Source organism: Ruegeria sp. C10, from assembly GCF_056537805.1.
Genome location: NZ_JBQFSC010000001.1, coordinates 311500 through 327271, shown reverse-complemented (window position 1 = coordinate 327271; position 15772 = coordinate 311500). Strand labels below are relative to the sequence as shown.

The following is a 15772-nucleotide window of genomic DNA, read 5'->3' as shown; positions in this document are numbered from 1 at the left end:
GGCTCCTACTCGGACTCTGCGGCGGCTTTCTGGTTCGCGCGCATGGCAACTGAAATAAGCTGACGGGCCGTATGCTCCGTCAGAGGTGTGGTTTGGCCAGCCATCATCAGGCGAGCAAAAAACGCGCGTTCAGGTTCTGACTCCAGAAGTTCCTTAAATCGCTTGTGCCGCCATTCGCAGGCCTTGTCATGTAGCTTCTTCAGTGTGGCATCTGATTTTAGCTCGGTAACCCGAGCAGCCCGTGCCGATTGGTAGCGGGAAATAGAGACGTCCTGATCGCTGTTAAAGTTGTAATCGACCCAATAATCCATGCCGATTTTCTCTTTGAAATGCACCCCACGTCCACGCGCACGTTTGAGCAGAAAGGAGTCCATCGCGCCCAAAGCATAATGGTTAAGCTGAACCCTCATGGTCGTATCTTGCGTATAGTTGGAAAATACCCGCTGGCGGCGATGATCGCCACCAAGCAAACGGCCTGATCCATCATACCAGCGCGCCTCATCCACGCGGGTCTGATCAGGCGAAATTGGCCGATGAATGCCTGGTTTATGGTAAATCCCGTTGTTGCGATAAAGCGTTTTGAACATCGAGGCGCGCCACGGCCAAAGGATGGGTTTGGGGGCGCACGAAGTGAACTGTTGGGTCACCGGCGCATCTTCAAAATAAACAATCCCTGCATTTCCGAATAGCCGCCAGGTGAGCGTGATCGCATCCGCCTCGGGGAGGCTATGGATGAGCGCGTTTAATGAGCCGTCGCCAATATGGATATTTACAAACTCATCAATATCGAGCGCCAGTATCCAGTCTGCTTCTTTCAATAGAGGATGTTTGGCGGCTTGTTTCATAGCCTGCCACTGTACGCTCTTATCGGGCTTGGCTTCATGGCTGACATGAGTGATTTGCCCCATCTCTTCGAGTCGGTGCAACATCAGATCGGTGCCATCCGCGCAATCATTCGAGAAGATCAGAAAATCAGTGAAACCAACCATCTGATGATGGGCGAGCCATTCCAACAGGAACGCGCCTTCATCTTTGAGCGTCAGGATCGCTAGCTTTCGTGTCATTCTATTCCTTTGATCCGACGCTTCAGTCTGGTGATCCGCCAGACCGTATGTCATGTGGTGCTCATTGAGAATAACGGTTTTGCAGATGTTCTGAACTGCGAATTTCGCGTAGGAACGAAAAAAGTACGGCGCGGCATCATGTTGCCAACTTGGGCGATTTCCAACTCGGTGGTAGGTGGATCTAAAAGGCTGAGAGTGAACCGGATAGATGCACTTATTGTTCAATTAGCCGTCTTAGCCCGACAGCTCCGTTTGCAAGTGCAGATCGGCGGTAAGACTTCAGTGCTACCTGCAGATCGCTGAGTTCTGCATCACTCGCCTCTGAAATGCGGGTCAGGCTTGCCTCCAACCCATTGTCAGCAATCAGCATTGGTGGTCGGTAACAGGCCTCTGACCAGCGGTCCATGACGATCGGCACACAGAATCCACCCGAAGAGGACAGGGCAGATGTGATCTTGATCCGTTGATATTGTTCATAGTCAAATGGCATGAGCGGATGTATCACCTGAGCGCCCGCCAGTGCGTCAAAATACGCGGCATGCCCGACCTGCCCGCTGTTGTCCAAAGGCAGGCACGTAAAGCGGGCGTCAAGCTTTCGGTCCTGGATCTCACTTTCAACCTTGGCGCGATCTCCGCCTCCTGACGGCAGGATGAAATGCAGATTCTGAAAGGCGTCCGGTCGATTGCCAAGAAGATCCAGCAGGCCAGGGTAATCACGTGTCCGCATGTTAACGTTGCCGGGGATCACGACCTGACGCGGCTGGCCCAACTTTGGTTCCGGATCATCGATCCAATAAAACGGCTCCAACGTCGCGATCCTGTCCATATGGGCTTTGCCCACCCGGCTGATCCATTCAGCCGTGACATGTGCACTCAGGCTGATGTAGCGCGCATTTGGCATCTGAAGCGTCTCGCGCAGGGGTACCATCTGGCTGAACTGATCCAGATTATGCAGGACCATGATCAATGGCTTCTTCACTCCATGCGCCCAGCTTGCCGCTTTTGGACGACTCAAAGAGGCCATAAGGACGAAGTCATGTTCGGCCGCTTCAATTGCTGCAATAGTTGACTTGATATGTTTTGGTGCATCCGCAGCCCGGTAATCCGGTGTGCTCAAAGGCACATACTCAACATCAAATTCCAATCCCGGCACCAAGGCCATGATATCTCCGCGCAGCTTTAAGATCCGGCGATGCAAAAAGATTCGTGGTCGGTACCCGTTGGCATTACAGGCGGCCACCAAGCTGGGGATGACTTCTTCATGGCGCGGTTCAAATTGTACAATTGCACAGCGCTTCATAGTTTCTTCCTGTTGCCTGGGTTGCCTCGGGCCTTCGTTTTCGGTTTGACCCTGTGGAAGTTGTCTATCGATAGCTACACTTGCCGTCTACATCCAACGCCGAACCGGTCGGCTCTCAGACCAGATTGTTTGAGCGGAGGTATCCGGTCTGATGGTATTTCCCAGCGTTGCGGTTTCGTTCACTATTCCGATAAAAAGCGGGTTTTAGCAGATCATCACAATCTGGGTCTGTAACTCCGTGGGTCTCGCGTAGATGACTGGCGTGTGATTTGGGGAATAAGGGCTCAAGACGCGCTATATGTGCGCCAGCCAACCAATATAAGTCAGACATATTCACCGCTCGATTTCGAACCGTAAATCGCGCTAGCAAGGTCCGTTTGCTGGGTCGGGATTTGCCGCAGGGTTGCTCTATCAAAGCTTGGTCGTAATGGGTTTGGGTTTCTGCCGAACAGAAACGGTTTAAGCCCTATCTTCTGTCGATTTGAAGCGAAAGATGAGGCGGCATTGTCAAAACGTGAAGCGAGAAGTTTCCAATCTCTTAGTTTACAAGCGGGATCTCAATGCAGTTTCTGCGCCTGCTATGTCGATTGCGAGCTGCGATGCGGGTGGGAAATCAATGGTTTCTGGTTTTGGGTCCACGTGTTTCGATGCGGCGTTTGCCTGCGATGTTGTAGTAGGGGATCTGGTCCAGATCGCAGAGAAAGGTGCCTGGAGCGGCAACGGCTTTCACGTCGCTTGCGATGGGTTGGAAATCCGCCCGGAAATGTGTGGTGCTTTTGACACAGATCACTGAATAGGATGTGGGATTCAGGCCGATATGGGTGAAATGAGCGCGGTCTAGGCATTGGTTGCGCACACTGGTGACGACCAAGTCTATCTTCGCGCCAGACTCTATCATCCTCAGAGCGGCCGTTTTGCCAAGCGTCGCGATGCCGCCTCCGTACATCTCACCTGAGTATCGGCAGATGCCATCTCCGATGGCCAGAACTTCGAACTTTGCCTCAACGGGGTGGTGCCCGGGCAGACCTGATTTTCCGCCGATGGCAAGGTTCAGTATTGCGCCTTGGCCTGCACGATGCGCTTTCTCTGCGCTTTCGGCGTCGTGGAAGAGACCCATCAAAACCTCCTGCGCGTCCCCCTCGATCAAAGCGGCCAGAAGTCCGGTGGTATCGGATGTGCCGCCTGCGCCTGCGTTGTCCTGTACATCCGCTAACACGAGCGGTTTGTCGCGATGCAAACGACAGGCCAGAACGGCTTCGTCCAACGACAACATAGAGCAGTCCACATCAGGTTCTCGGGCCAGAAAAAGGTCGACAATTTGATCTACTGCGGCGGTCGCTTGCGCGGCACTGGTCGCGTAGGCAACGCAGGACGGACCAGTATCGGGATAGTCTGCCGCTGTAAAACCCAGCGCGATTTCTGCATAGACATGGGCCTGTTCGAACCGGGTGGGCAACTGATAAATCTCATCAAACGGTGCGGCCCAGGTGTATTGCGCATGTAATGGGATCAGATAGGGCACCTGCCGGAAGGCTTTGTGCAGCTTCTCTCCTGCCAGTAGCCTTTGCAGAACCGGTACGCATCGCGCACCGGTTTCGCCCATATCGAGGTGCGGGTACGTGCGGAAAATTGCCAGATAGTCCGCCTGCGAGATCATCTGGTCAGAGATATTGGCATGCAGGTCCAGGCTCGCCACGACCGGAACATCCCGCCCTACCAGATCACGTACTCGGCGCAACAGCTCTCCCTCACCATCGGCAAGGCTTTCAGTCACCATGGCACCGTGCAGGTCGAGATACACTCCGTCCAGCGGTCCCGCGCCGCGAAGGCCATCCAAGATCATAGTACATATCTTCTCGAACGCGTGATCCGTGACATGAGCGCTAGGTTCTGCCGCACACCACAGGATTGGGAAAAGCTCGAAACCTGCCTGGTTCGCGGCGGAAGAAAACCCGGCGATGGGTAGGTTCATGCCTTTGGTGTCTGCGATGACACGCGCGCCATGCAACATTTCGGGCCAGGAATCTGCCATCTCGAACTCGGGCAGACCCGCTTTGGTCGCTCCGAAGCAGTTGGTTTCGTGTTGAAATCCGGCAATGGCAATGCGTTTGGCTGTCATTCTAAAATTCCAGTTCTTTTCTGGATTTGGTGGTGCCAAACACAATCTGACCTCGCCGGATGGTTGCAACAATCGATGTGTCGAGTAGCCGTTCAGGATCATCTAGGGGATTGCGAGAAAGGATGGCGAAATCTGCCAGTTTTCCGGGCTCAATCGAACCGCGCTGATCTTCTTTGAACACTTGCCACGCCGCATCGATGGTTTGTGCCCGTAGCGCAGACAGTACGCTGACCTTTTCCTTTTCACCCAGTTGCCGGCCGGATGCAGTCAGTCGATTCACCGCGCAATGCGCCAGATGGATTGGCCGCGTTGGCGTAACCGACGCGTCATTGTGGATCGTATAGCGTACACCGTATCGTTCCGCAGTTGCGGCTGGCGAAATCCGTTCAGCGCGTTCCGGGCCGAGGAAGGTATCGTAATGTCGGTCCCCCCAGAAATGCACATGTGCTGAAAAGAAGCTGACAGTTATTCCAAGCCGCGCCATGCGGTCCAGTTGATCGTCGCGCAGAACCTGGCCGTGGATGATTGTATGGCGGTGATCGTCTCGCGGATGCGCTAGCAAGGCCTTGTCCACCGCATCGATGAACATCTCGGCCCCGGCATCCCCGTTGCAATGGCAATGGATCTGAAACCCCATAGCGTGTAGGCGGAGAACCTTGAAATCCATGTCGACCTGCGTGGCATAGATCATGCCACAGGGGTGATCGGGGTCCAGCGACTTGTAGTAGGGCGCAGACAGATAGGCAGTCTGCAATTGGAATGCGCCATCGGTAAACAGCTTGCGCGCACCCAGCGTAAAATGTGGGTTGCCGGGCCAGTTATCGTCGATCCAGCCCTGGCTCAGAGCCGGTTCCAGATCGGCAATTGGCAACAATTCCAAATCAATGCCGGGATCCTGATCGGCAGGAAGGCTGGCAAAGTGGTCGAGCATAACCTGCGATGCCCAAGCGTTCTGTGCATAAGTCACTCCGTGGGACAAATACTCATCACGGCAGGCGTTGAACCCTTGCCAGAACCTGTCCTGGTCGATCAGAAAATCAGTGTCGCCCATTTCGCCCATGGCCGACAGCCCTTCGACCAGCCCCGTCAGGGCGCCGGTATCGGGGTCGCGGCCATAACGCCCTCCGGCCGGGTCCGGGGTGTCGCGATTGACGCCATGCAGCTTCAGCGCCATCGAATTGGCCACGCCATTGTGACCCGAAGCATGCAGAACCCAAATTGGATGCGCCGTTGAGACATCATCCAGTTCGGCCCGGGTAGGCATGCGGCCTTCTGCAATGGCGGTGTTGTCGAACAAAACGCCCATCACCCAATCGCCCTCGGGCGTCTCTTCGGCTCGGCAGCGCAGCTTTTCCAAAGCTTGCGCCATATCCATACACGCGCCGCGCGGAGGTGATGCAAGATCAACCCGAAACAGCTGGATGAAGCCGGGATCTGGGAAGTGGCCGTGTGAGTCGATGAAGGCTGGGATCAGGGTCTGGCCAGCTAGGTCATATACACCCGCATCGGATGACATCTGCCGCCGCAGCGTTGCTTCGTCCCCCACCGCATTGATGACATCGTCCCGCACCAACACCGCCTCGGGTCGGGAATTGTCGGCGTCCATCGTCAGGATGGGACCGCCGAAATAGAGTGTTTCCCTCATCCTTTAGTGACCCGGAGCAGGCGCACCCGACAAGGGTGCGAGACAGCGCAGCCCGTGGCCCGCCGCAACCTCCCATTGCGGTGTCTGTGTGCAGATGTCTTTGGCAAACGGGCATCTTTCGCGGAACTCACAGCCCGACGGGCGTTGCAAGAGGCTGGGCGGCTCACCTTTGAGCGCGATCCGTTCAAGGCGCGCATCGGGGTCCGGCTCGGGGTTGGCGCTTAGCAGGCAGCGGGTATAGGGGTGGCGCGGATCGTCGAAGATCGCCTCTGTCGTGCCTTCCTCGACCAGTCGACCCAGATACATAATGCCCATGCGGTCTGCCACGTGGCGCACCACGTTCAGGTTGTGGGTGATGATCACCATCGCCAGGCCCAGGCGTTCCCGCAGGTCATTGAGCAGGTTCAGCAGCTCACCCTGTACCGAAACATCCAGCCCTGCCGTTGGTTCATCCGCCAGGATCAGTTTCGGCTCCAGCGCCAAAGCGCGGGCAACACCAACCCGTCGTGCCTGGCCACCGGACAATTGATAGGGGTAGCGGTCCGCGAAATGCACCGGCAGGTTCACCATTTCCAGCAGACGCTTGGCTTCGGCATCCAGATCGCGATCTTTCATGCCCTGAATGCGATAGGGTTCCGTGATCAGGCTTCGAATTGTCAGGCGTGGTGACAAGCTGCCCACAGGGTCCTGAAACATCATCGCCATGTCCTTGCGCAGCGGACGCATTACACGTTCCGGCGCGCCTCGTATCTCTTGCGTGTCAAACACGACCGAACCGGCCTGCGCCGGGGCCAGGCCCGCAATCGCACGGATGACAGTTGTCTTGCCCGAACCGCTTTCGCCGACAAGCGCATAGGTTTCGCCAGCTTCGACCTCAAAGCTGACGCCCGCCAGCACGTTGACCGGTCCATAGCTGGTTTGCAGGTCTTGGACATTCAGCAGGCTCATGTCACGGCCTCCTCATGGTTCAGCCAGCAGGCGGCGTGATGCCCTTCTTTCAGACGATCCAAGGGCGGAACGTCCGTTGCGCAGCGTGGCATCGCCTGATCGCAGCGGTCGCGGAAAATACAGCCGCCGGGCAGGTTGGCCAGATCGGGCACTTCGCCCGGAATAGTTGGCAGAACCCGCGCGCGTTCCTTGATATGGCCGGGATCGCAATCAATCAGACGGCGTGTGTAAGGGTGCTTGGGATTGTGAAAAATCTCGCGCACCTCGCCGCTTTCGACCACGGCGCCTGCGTACATCACCACTACGCGATCACAGAGTTCCGCGATCACACCCAGATGGTGCGAGATGAACAGGATGGCGCAATCGAACTCGCGCTGCAGCTCTTGCAGGCGTTCGATGATCTGCACCTCAAGCGTCGCGTCCAGCGCTGTGGTCGGCTCATCCGCGATCAGCAGGTCGGGTTTCGACATCAACGCCATGGCAATCGCGATCCGCTGCCGCATCCCGCCCGAGAACTCATGCGGGAACTGCTTTAACCGCGCCTCTGGGTCCGGGATACCGACAGCCCCCAGCATCTTTGCCGCATTGGCCAGTTTTTCCTGCTTACTAGCCTTGGACCGGTGCTGAATATCGACCATCTGCTGGCCAATGGTCAGAACCGGATTGTGGGTCTGCATCGGGTCCTGAAAGATGATCGAGATATCGGCCCCGCGCAGATCCCGCATCCTGCGTTCAGGCACTTGCAACAGATCCTGCCCCTTAAAGCGTATTTCGCCTTGCCGGAACCGCGTGTTCGGTGCGGTCAGCCGCAGGATCGACGAGATCAAGGTTGATTTTCCGCAACCAGACTCACCGACAATACCCACGATCTCACCTTTGCGGATGTCAAAGGTGATATCCCGCAATGCCTTGAGATCTCCGCGTCCCGTTTCATAATCGACGCTGAGGTTCTCGATTTCCAGAAGAGTTTCGGTCATCGCTGTTTCCTCAGTTTGGGATCAACCACGTCGCGCAGCGATTCCCCTAAAAACGTAAAGCCCAGGGTTGCCAGAATGATCGGCAGACCGCCGCCCACCACCAGCCAAGGTGTCTGTCGGATCAGGGAATACCCGTCCTTCAGAAGTGCGCCCCAACTGGGGGTTGGGGGCTTCACGCCAAGCCCGAGAAAGGACAGCCCCGCCTCAAGCGCGATTACCGTCGGGATGTCCATAGCAGCCAGGACGGCCAAAACCCCCACGATATTTGGTAGCATGTGCACACCCAAGATGCGGGCCATGCTGGCCCCCATCGACCGCTCGGCCAGAATGAACTCGGAATTGCGCAACGTCAGGGTCTGCGTTCGCGCCACACGGCCATAGGTTGGGATCGAAGTCGCCATCACCACGAACACAACCGTTTGCAAACTGGGACCGACCAGGGCCACAACGGCCAGCGCGAACATCACGGTTGGGAAGGATCGGATGGTGTCAAAGAACAACATCAACAGGTTGTCGAGCCATTTTGGCCCATACCCCGCAATCATTCCCAAGGTTAGGCCAATTACCATCGCACCAAAGACCGCAGGCAAGGCGACTTTCAACGCAACCTGACCGCCGGCAATCACGCGGGAAAACGTATCGCGGCCAAGTTGGTCCGTACCCAGAAGGTGCTCGGCAGACGGGCCTTGCAACCGGGCTTTGATATCCATGGCCACAGGATCATAGGGCACAATCCAATAGGCGAAAATCGCACAGAAGACGATGGTGCCGACAATGACCAAACCAATCAGACCCAGAGGGTCGCGGGCGACGCCGACAATGATCTGACCAAGTTCAGAACGAGATTTTTCCATTTCGGCTTTCCTCAATGCGCTTGTCTAGCGCGTGGGTCGAGCCACGCATTGATCAGATCCGCCAGTGCGGTCGACACGACGAACAAACCGGTTGAGATCAGAACCGAGCCCATGACAATCGGGTAATTGCGGGTGGTTATGCTGTCGATCACCAGCTTGCCCAGACCCGGGCGCGCGAACACTATTTCGGCGAATACGGCCGAACTCAGCAGGAAACCCATGCCGACGCCGATCACCGTGACAACCGGAAGAATGGCGATACGCAAGGCATAAACCATCACCACGCGGCGCTCTGCGATACCGAAGGCACGTGCGGTCCGAACGTGGTTTTCGCCTAAGACTTCCAACATCGAGGCGCGCACCAACCGCGCGATGTAGCCCACCCAGCTTAGCCCGATGGCAAAGGCGGGCAAAACGAGGTGATCAATGCGACCCCAGAAGCCTTCGCCCGCGCCGATGGCTGGAAACCACTGAAGATGCACGGCAAAGACCAATAGCGACAGAAGTGCTACGACAAAGGCGGGTGCTGCAACAAAACTGACCGAAATCGCCGCCGCAATGCGATCGATCAGAGTGTTCGGATGGGCGGCGGCATATGCCCCAAGTGCAATTCCCAAAGTGGCGGACCACAGGATCGACGCAAAGATCAGTTCCAGAGTGTAGGGTAGCTGCTGAAACACGATATCTGTCACGGACCGGCCCGAGAATACGTCGATTCCCAGATCGCCACGGACCAGGTTTCCATAGAATATGACCAGCTGTTTCCAGATTGGTTGATCCAGCGCCAACGCAGCGGTGAGCTGGGCCTGAAGCTCAGGTGTTGCGCGTGGCCCCAACATGATCTGGACCGGGTCCCCGGGGACGGCGCGGATCATCAGGAACATGACGGTAACCGCCACGAACAGGATAAGCAGCGCTAGCCCGAAGCGGCGGGTTGCAAACTTCAACATGAAAAGCTGGCTCCTTTTGGATGGGTGGCGAGCTGTTTTGTCCGGCGGGCGTCAAACCCCGCCGGACGTAGCCGACCTTTGGGAGGTCAGGTCGCCTTGCCGAAGTACCGCAGCAGTGCCAGACCGTCGGGTCTTAGCGCGGGGGTGACACGCGCCGAATGAATCACCGGTGTCGCCTCGTGGGTGATAAAGCGGTAGGCACCACTTTCTTCCATCAGATCCTGCGCCCGCTGATACATCTCAGCGCGTTTGGCCACATCCGCTTCCTTGAATGCCGAGTTGTGAATTTCGTCAAATTCAGCGTTGCTGAACCGCTCCCAGTTCCAGATGCCGACCTGTTCGGTGGTGAACCAGGCCGTCGCATAATATGGATCGGGGGTCATCGAGAAGCGGTTCAGAACCAGTTGCAGGTTCTCGTTGTCTCCGCTTGCCCAGAATGCACCGGATTCCAGTACGTTGACTTCGACCGTGATCCCGATCTGCGCCAGAGTTGCCTGAATGATCTGAGCCGTCGTGGTGAAAGTGGTCTTGTTCAGCGTGTCCAACGTAAGCGTCACATTGGTCTCGCCAGATTCCGCCAGCAATTGCGCCGCTTTCTCGAAGTTTGCCGCCGGAGGGACCAGAGATTGCGGGCGGTGGCCCGCAAGGCCAGGTGCGATGATGCCTGTCGAGGGTTCAGCGGCTCCAAAATAGGCCGCCTCTAGGATGCTTGGTACGTCGACTGCATGTTGAATCGCCTGACGCAGTTTTGGGTTCTGAAGCTTGGGGTGATCCAGATTCATGCCCAACCAGACATAGAACAGTGAGGGTTTCTCGACCAAAGATCCGCCGTTCGGAACACCGGCCCGATAGCGTTCGACCGATCCCAGCGAAACCCGAGTCATGTCCAGTTCGCCCGCCTCAAAGGCGATCTCGGCGGTGTTTTCGTCGTCGATCGGCAGGATTTCGATTGTGTCCCATGTTGGTGCGTCACCCTTCCAATCCGGGTTGCGCTTAAGCACGGTTTTTTCTTTGGGTGACCAGCTGTCCCGCAGATAAGGGCCGGACTCAGCGACCGGATCAGCCCCGATGCGGCCCCCTGCGGCCTCGACCGCAGCTTTCGAGACGATGTTGCCGGTTATGTAGGGCAGGGCGATCGACCAAATCGGAGCAAACGGCTCGTTCAGAACGATGGTACCTTCGCGTTCGCTGCTCACTTCGACATGGCTGAACGGACCCAAATCGGGCTTGTTCGGGCTTTCGGTCGCATCGTCCACGATGCGCTCCATGCTGAATTTCACGTCTTCAGCGGTCATCGCACCGAAGCCATTGGTGAAACCGATATCATCGCGTAGGGCGAACTTGATATGGGTCGGGTCAACCTGCTCGATCATCGCCGCCGCATCCAGCTGCCAACCCCATTCCTCGCCGGGCTTGTATTGGATCAACTTGTTGTAAATCGAGGCATGCACTTCTTCTTCGACAACACCGACGGAATGTGCGGGGTCCATGTTCTGGGCATCACCGTAGGCGCGCACCCGCAACACCCCGTCATCAGCGGCGAAGGCGCGATTGGCCCAGCTTGCAGGCAGCGCGGATGCCGCCCCAAGCGCAGTTGCCCCTTTCAAGAAGCCCCTGCGCCCGACATTTGCTTTTGTCCATTCGATTTTCATGATGTTCTCCCTTGGGTCAGATCGTTTACAGAAGCCTGCGCGGGATGGTTTCGTTCCATTCCTTTGTCAGAACTTCTGTTTTGTCCGCGCCTTCGGTGGCGCGCAGTTTTCGATGCAGATAGAAATTCTCGACGTCACAGGTCATCGCGTTTTCGGTGCTGATCTCGACCTGCCATTCGTCCCTCTCGAACGTGAAACGCCAGCCCGCCGTGAATTGCGCGGTCGCTGGGTCATCGGGATGGATCGCATAGCGCATGGCGACGTGGCTTCCGACGATCAGGCCGTGGCCGGGGTCCTGTGCTTTGCCGTAGTCGTCGAATGTCTCAAGTATGACGGTTCCGTCCGCTTCGATGCGCCGTTCGGATCGGCCCGACGGCGCGCGCAGTTCGGTGCTTTGCAACGTCGGATAATCCTGCGCTGGTCCGGGATGTGCAGGATCAGCTTCCTCAGACATCGTCCGAACCGGCAAATACAGCGCCGAACCTTGCAGTTGCAACGTCACCTCTGCTGCTTCTGGCGCGGGCCAAACGATTGGCCAGTAAGATGTAGACAGCGCAAGACGCAGGATATGACCGGGTTTCACGCGATGCGCGCACTCATTTAGTGCAATTTCCGCACTGTAGACCTGACCGGGAACCAACGCTTCAGGGGTCTCGTGGCTCTTGTAGTGCGTCAGGTTCAGCGCCCGATAGGTGATCCGCTGAGAAACCCCATCTGAGGCGACATCACACAACCGCGCTATCAGTTGGGCTACCGGTCTGTCCACGGTGAAGGACAGTTTCAGTCGCGCCCGTCCAAGCAGTTCAAGCGGCTTGTCCAGCGGTGCCGTATCGAAACAAAGCGACAGTGCGTCATCGGCTGCTTGATCTTCGGCCAACTCATTGTCGATCCGCATGCCCGGGCAGAAATACCCGCCAGCCTGTCCGATATGGGCTAGATTCGATACGGTTGTCTCGGCCGTAATGGCGACGTCGGAAAATCCACCCAATCCTAAATGCCAGACTTCATCACTGACATTGGGCGATGGCCATTCTGTCTCGGCGATCCAGCGGCCCTGCCTGGGTTTGTTCTTTTTGCTCGGGCCAAAATGATCCTGCATATAGGTTCGGTAGGCGGGCAGGTCTTCGGCGCCATTCTGCTGCCCCTTCAGCCAGCGATCAAACCAGCCGATCACCTCGGAGTGGAAATCCCCAGCCTCTAGTTTCGAGATATGCGGATAGCGGTGCTCCCACGGTCCGATCAGCGCTTTTGACGGCACGGCCAGATTTGCTGCCAGCGCTGGCGGAGCGTTGACATATGCATCCGACCAACCCGTTATCGCAAGAACCGGAGCTTGAATCGCCGACCAATCCTCGCAAACCGAGCCATGTTTCCAGAACGCGCTGCGCGTTGGATGACGCAGCCAATCGGCTGCTGAGAATGGTACATTCTCAAGTCGGGCAAGCCAGTCTTCTCGCCAATCAGATCGCAGCTCGGGGTCTGCGGGCCGTGTCAAATAGGCGAACATCTGACTGCCCCAGTTGATATTGTCGCTTAACAGGCAGCCGCCCATGAAGTGTATGTCATCGGCGTACCGATCCACGGTCGAGGCGACACTGACCACCGCCTTGAGCTCGGGCGGATGGCGAAAGGCCAGCTGCAGCCCATTGAATCCTCCCCACGAGATACCGATCATCCCAATGTTTCCGTCGCACCAGTTTTGTGCGGCGATCCAACTCAGAACGGCTTCACCATCGCGGAGTTCCTGTTCCGAATACTCGTCGTCGAACTGCCCCTCGCTATCACCGGTTCCGGCAATGTCGACGCGGATGCAGGCGTATCCTGCCTCGGCAAATACTGGATGAGTGGTTGCATCTCGCGGCGCAGTTCCATCCCGTTTGCGATAGGGGAGGTATTCCAGAATGGCGGGTGACGGCCCGGTTTCGGGCAACCAAATTCGTGCAGCCAGTTTCCGACCATCCGGCAGGGCGATCCAGGTGTTTTCGATGATTTTTGTGGACATTCGGAGCGAGGTCCCGTTGTTGCGTTTGGTACAGCCAACCCGCATTCCGAAAATTATTGAACTGAGCTACTTTACGCGCTTTTATTCAATCTTTAGCATTATAGCGTCAAAACGCGAAAGAAATGACGCTTATGTCCGAAAGTTTTTCCGCAAATTTACGGTCTTTGTGCGCCGAGCGAGGCAATATCTCGCAAGTCTGTCGAGAAATCGGCCTGAACAGGCAGCAGTTTAATCGCTACCTCAACGGCGAAAGCTTGCCATCAGCCCACAACCTACGCCGTATCGCTCGGTATTTTGATCTGCCTGAGGCACAGCTTTTTGCGCCTCGGACGGAGTTTGAAGAAACATTAAAAGACTCGATCGTCCGTCGGAAAGAAACTCCTGCCAGCTTGTTTGTTAAGCCGTACAGTGATCAGGTGAAGAATCTCAGACGCTATGTGGGCTTCTATCATTCTTTCTTTTGCACCCCGTCTTGGCAGGGGCGCATTTTTTGTTCTCTGATTCGACTTAAGGAGGTGGATGGCGTCGTGACGATCCGCTCGCACGAAAACGCCACCTCCCCGGACAAAAGCGTTCGGCAGATTTCGCGCTACGAAGGGCTGGTTGCCCTGCGCGGTAACAGGATCTTCGCCACCGAACATGAATGCGGCAAGGAAGGAAGCATTGCGCAGACCATCCTTTATTCCGCGCATCGCCAACAGCTAAAATACTTGCGTGGCATGACAATGGGTGTGGCTTGGCGGCCGTTTCCACACCCTTATGCGGCGAAAACAATCTGGAAACGGCTTGATGAGCGCATTACCGCCCGTGAAGCGCTCACTGCCTGCGGTGTCTATTCAGAACAGAGTAAATCAATCGACCTGGCGGTCCGAAAGTACCTTTTGGGATCAGGCGATGCCCATTTTTCAGCGATACCAACAGAACTTGCCAATTGAGTGATGCATTTTGAAATCGCCGTTTAGTGGCGCCATTTTCGCACGGGGCGGATCCTGTTTGTAACTCAGAACCTTGTGACGACCGTCGCACCGATTGAGGTAAACTTATCCATCCCTATCAAGGCCTTGGGTGCGTCTTCCAGGCCGATTTTTTCCCCCACCAACCGCGCCGGATCCAACTTGCCATTTTTAATCATGTCGAGCATCGCGCCATAGCGATGCGCCTGCATCCCGTGCGAACCAAGCAATTCGATCTCTTGTCCTACGATCTTTGGCATGGGTACTGCTGGCGAAGCGTGCTCACCCAGCATCAGACCGACCTGAATGTGCTTGCCGCGCGGACGCAGGCAGAGGATCGAGTTGGTCATTGTGACGGGATGACCCAAAGCGTCGATTGACACATGGGAGCCGCCTTTGGTGATTTCGCGGATCGCTTCGGGAACATCAGCATCTGTACCGTCAATGATCGCAACTGCACCCAGTTCTTGCGCAAGTTCGAGTCTGGCTTCGTCTAGATCAACCCCGATGACATTGGCCCCGACGGCGGCAGCAATCATAACGGCTGACAGACCGACCCCACCGCAGCCATGTACGGCAACCCATTGACCGGCCGAGACCCTTCCTTGATCGACGATCGCGCGGAATGAAGTGGCAAACCTGCAGCCAAGGCTGGCGGCGGTTGCAAATTCCATGGTTTCAGGCAGCGCGACCAAATTAAGGTCAGCCTGATGAATTGGTACATATTCCGCGAAACTGCCCCAATGGGTAAAGCCGGGTTGCTCTTGATACAGACAGGTTTGCTGATGCCCTGCGTGACATTCGCTGCACGTTCCGCAGCCGCAGACGAAAGGCACGGTTACCTTGTCGCCAACTTTCCAGTTCTTTACATCCCGTCCGACGGCTTCGACCACGCCAGCCAACTCATGACCGGGTATGTGAGGCAGCTCGATATCACTGTCATGCCCCATCCACCCGTGCCAATCGCTACGACAAACGCCGGTGGCTTCGACCTTCAGAACAACGCCATGAGTATCGGGTGCAGGGTCGTCGACTGTGACAACCTTGGGGGTTTGTTGGAACTTCTCGAACAGGACAGCCTTCATAGTGTGCTCTTTCATTTTTTCGAAAAGTTGTGTGAACCTAAACCAACTCAGCCGAACTGATCCAGCCTTAGGGATGAACCCAGGTTGTGGCATTTTAGCACTATTTTAACCAAATCCAGTTTTAGACAAATTTAAGAAATCCACTCTCCTTAAACTTGCGCATATCTTTCTTTAGGTGGTGATGGGGAAATTCCCAAAAGCAATGTGTTGCTTTTGGGTGCAG

Annotated in this window: 12 protein-coding genes; 1 reads left to right on the top strand and 11 read right to left on the bottom strand. The window is 56.3% G+C overall.

Annotated elements, in window-relative coordinates:
* Positions 1-5: 5 nt before the first annotated feature.
* The 10 genes from ACR0DE_RS01475 to ACR0DE_RS01430 form a co-directional block, all read right to left on the bottom strand.
* Entirely contained in the window at positions 6-1289 is a 1284-nt protein-coding gene (locus ACR0DE_RS01475; protein ID WP_480751319.1) for a glycosyltransferase family 2 protein, read from the bottom strand.
* On the bottom strand, positions 1279-2364 hold the full coding sequence (locus ACR0DE_RS01470; RefSeq protein ID WP_480751317.1) for a hypothetical protein: 1086 nt from the start codon (positions 2362-2364) through the stop codon (positions 1279-1281). The genes ACR0DE_RS01475 and ACR0DE_RS01470 overlap by 11 nt, the downstream gene beginning before the upstream one ends.
* Before the next feature lie 613 nt (positions 2365-2977).
* Positions 2978-4483: a M81 family metallopeptidase gene (locus ACR0DE_RS01465; RefSeq protein ID WP_480751315.1), complete on the bottom strand. Its 1506-nt coding sequence runs from the start codon at positions 4481-4483 to the stop codon at positions 2978-2980.
* 1 nt (position 4484) lies between these two features.
* The gene (locus ACR0DE_RS01460; RefSeq protein ID WP_480751313.1) at positions 4485-6128 is read right to left on the bottom strand and encodes an amidohydrolase; all 1644 of its coding nucleotides are present in this window, start codon (positions 6126-6128) and stop codon (positions 4485-4487) included.
* Between the two features lie 3 nt (positions 6129-6131).
* On the bottom strand, positions 6132-7076 hold the full coding sequence (locus ACR0DE_RS01455; protein WP_480706300.1) for an oligopeptide/dipeptide ABC transporter ATP-binding protein: 945 nt from the start codon (positions 7074-7076) through the stop codon (positions 6132-6134).
* Positions 7073-8053 carry an ABC transporter ATP-binding protein gene (locus tag ACR0DE_RS01450; RefSeq protein ID WP_480751310.1) on the bottom strand — a complete coding sequence of 327 codons (981 nt, stop codon included), beginning with the start codon at positions 8051-8053 and terminating at the stop codon, positions 7073-7075. The genes ACR0DE_RS01455 and ACR0DE_RS01450 overlap by 4 nt, the downstream gene beginning before the upstream one ends.
* Complete coding sequence (locus ACR0DE_RS01445) at positions 8050-8907, bottom strand: ABC transporter permease (RefSeq protein ID WP_170394253.1); 858 nt, start codon at positions 8905-8907, stop codon at positions 8050-8052. The genes ACR0DE_RS01450 and ACR0DE_RS01445 overlap by 4 nt, the downstream gene beginning before the upstream one ends.
* Before the next feature lie 11 nt (positions 8908-8918).
* Complete coding sequence (locus ACR0DE_RS01440; RefSeq protein WP_170422950.1) at positions 8919-9857, bottom strand: ABC transporter permease; 939 nt, start codon at positions 9855-9857, stop codon at positions 8919-8921.
* 86 nt (positions 9858-9943) lie between these two features.
* Positions 9944-11509, bottom strand: coding sequence for an ABC transporter substrate-binding protein (locus tag ACR0DE_RS01435; protein ID WP_170509482.1), 1566 nt, complete (start codon positions 11507-11509; stop codon positions 9944-9946).
* 25 nt (positions 11510-11534) lie between these two features.
* Positions 11535-13511: a CocE/NonD family hydrolase gene (locus ACR0DE_RS01430; protein WP_480751307.1), complete on the bottom strand. Its 1977-nt coding sequence runs from the start codon at positions 13509-13511 to the stop codon at positions 11535-11537.
* A gap of 131 nt (positions 13512-13642) precedes the next feature.
* Between ACR0DE_RS01430 and ACR0DE_RS01425 the strand changes: the two genes are divergently transcribed.
* Positions 13643-14446 (top strand): helix-turn-helix transcriptional regulator, encoded by an 804-nt coding sequence (locus ACR0DE_RS01425; RefSeq protein ID WP_170422944.1) that lies wholly within the window; start codon positions 13643-13645, stop codon positions 14444-14446.
* 65 nt (positions 14447-14511) lie between these two features.
* Here ACR0DE_RS01425 and ACR0DE_RS01420 read toward each other — a convergent pair whose 3' ends face one another.
* The gene (locus tag ACR0DE_RS01420) at positions 14512-15549 is read right to left on the bottom strand and encodes a zinc-dependent alcohol dehydrogenase family protein (RefSeq protein WP_480751304.1); all 1038 of its coding nucleotides are present in this window, start codon (positions 15547-15549) and stop codon (positions 14512-14514) included.
* Positions 15550-15772: the final 223 nt, after the last annotated feature.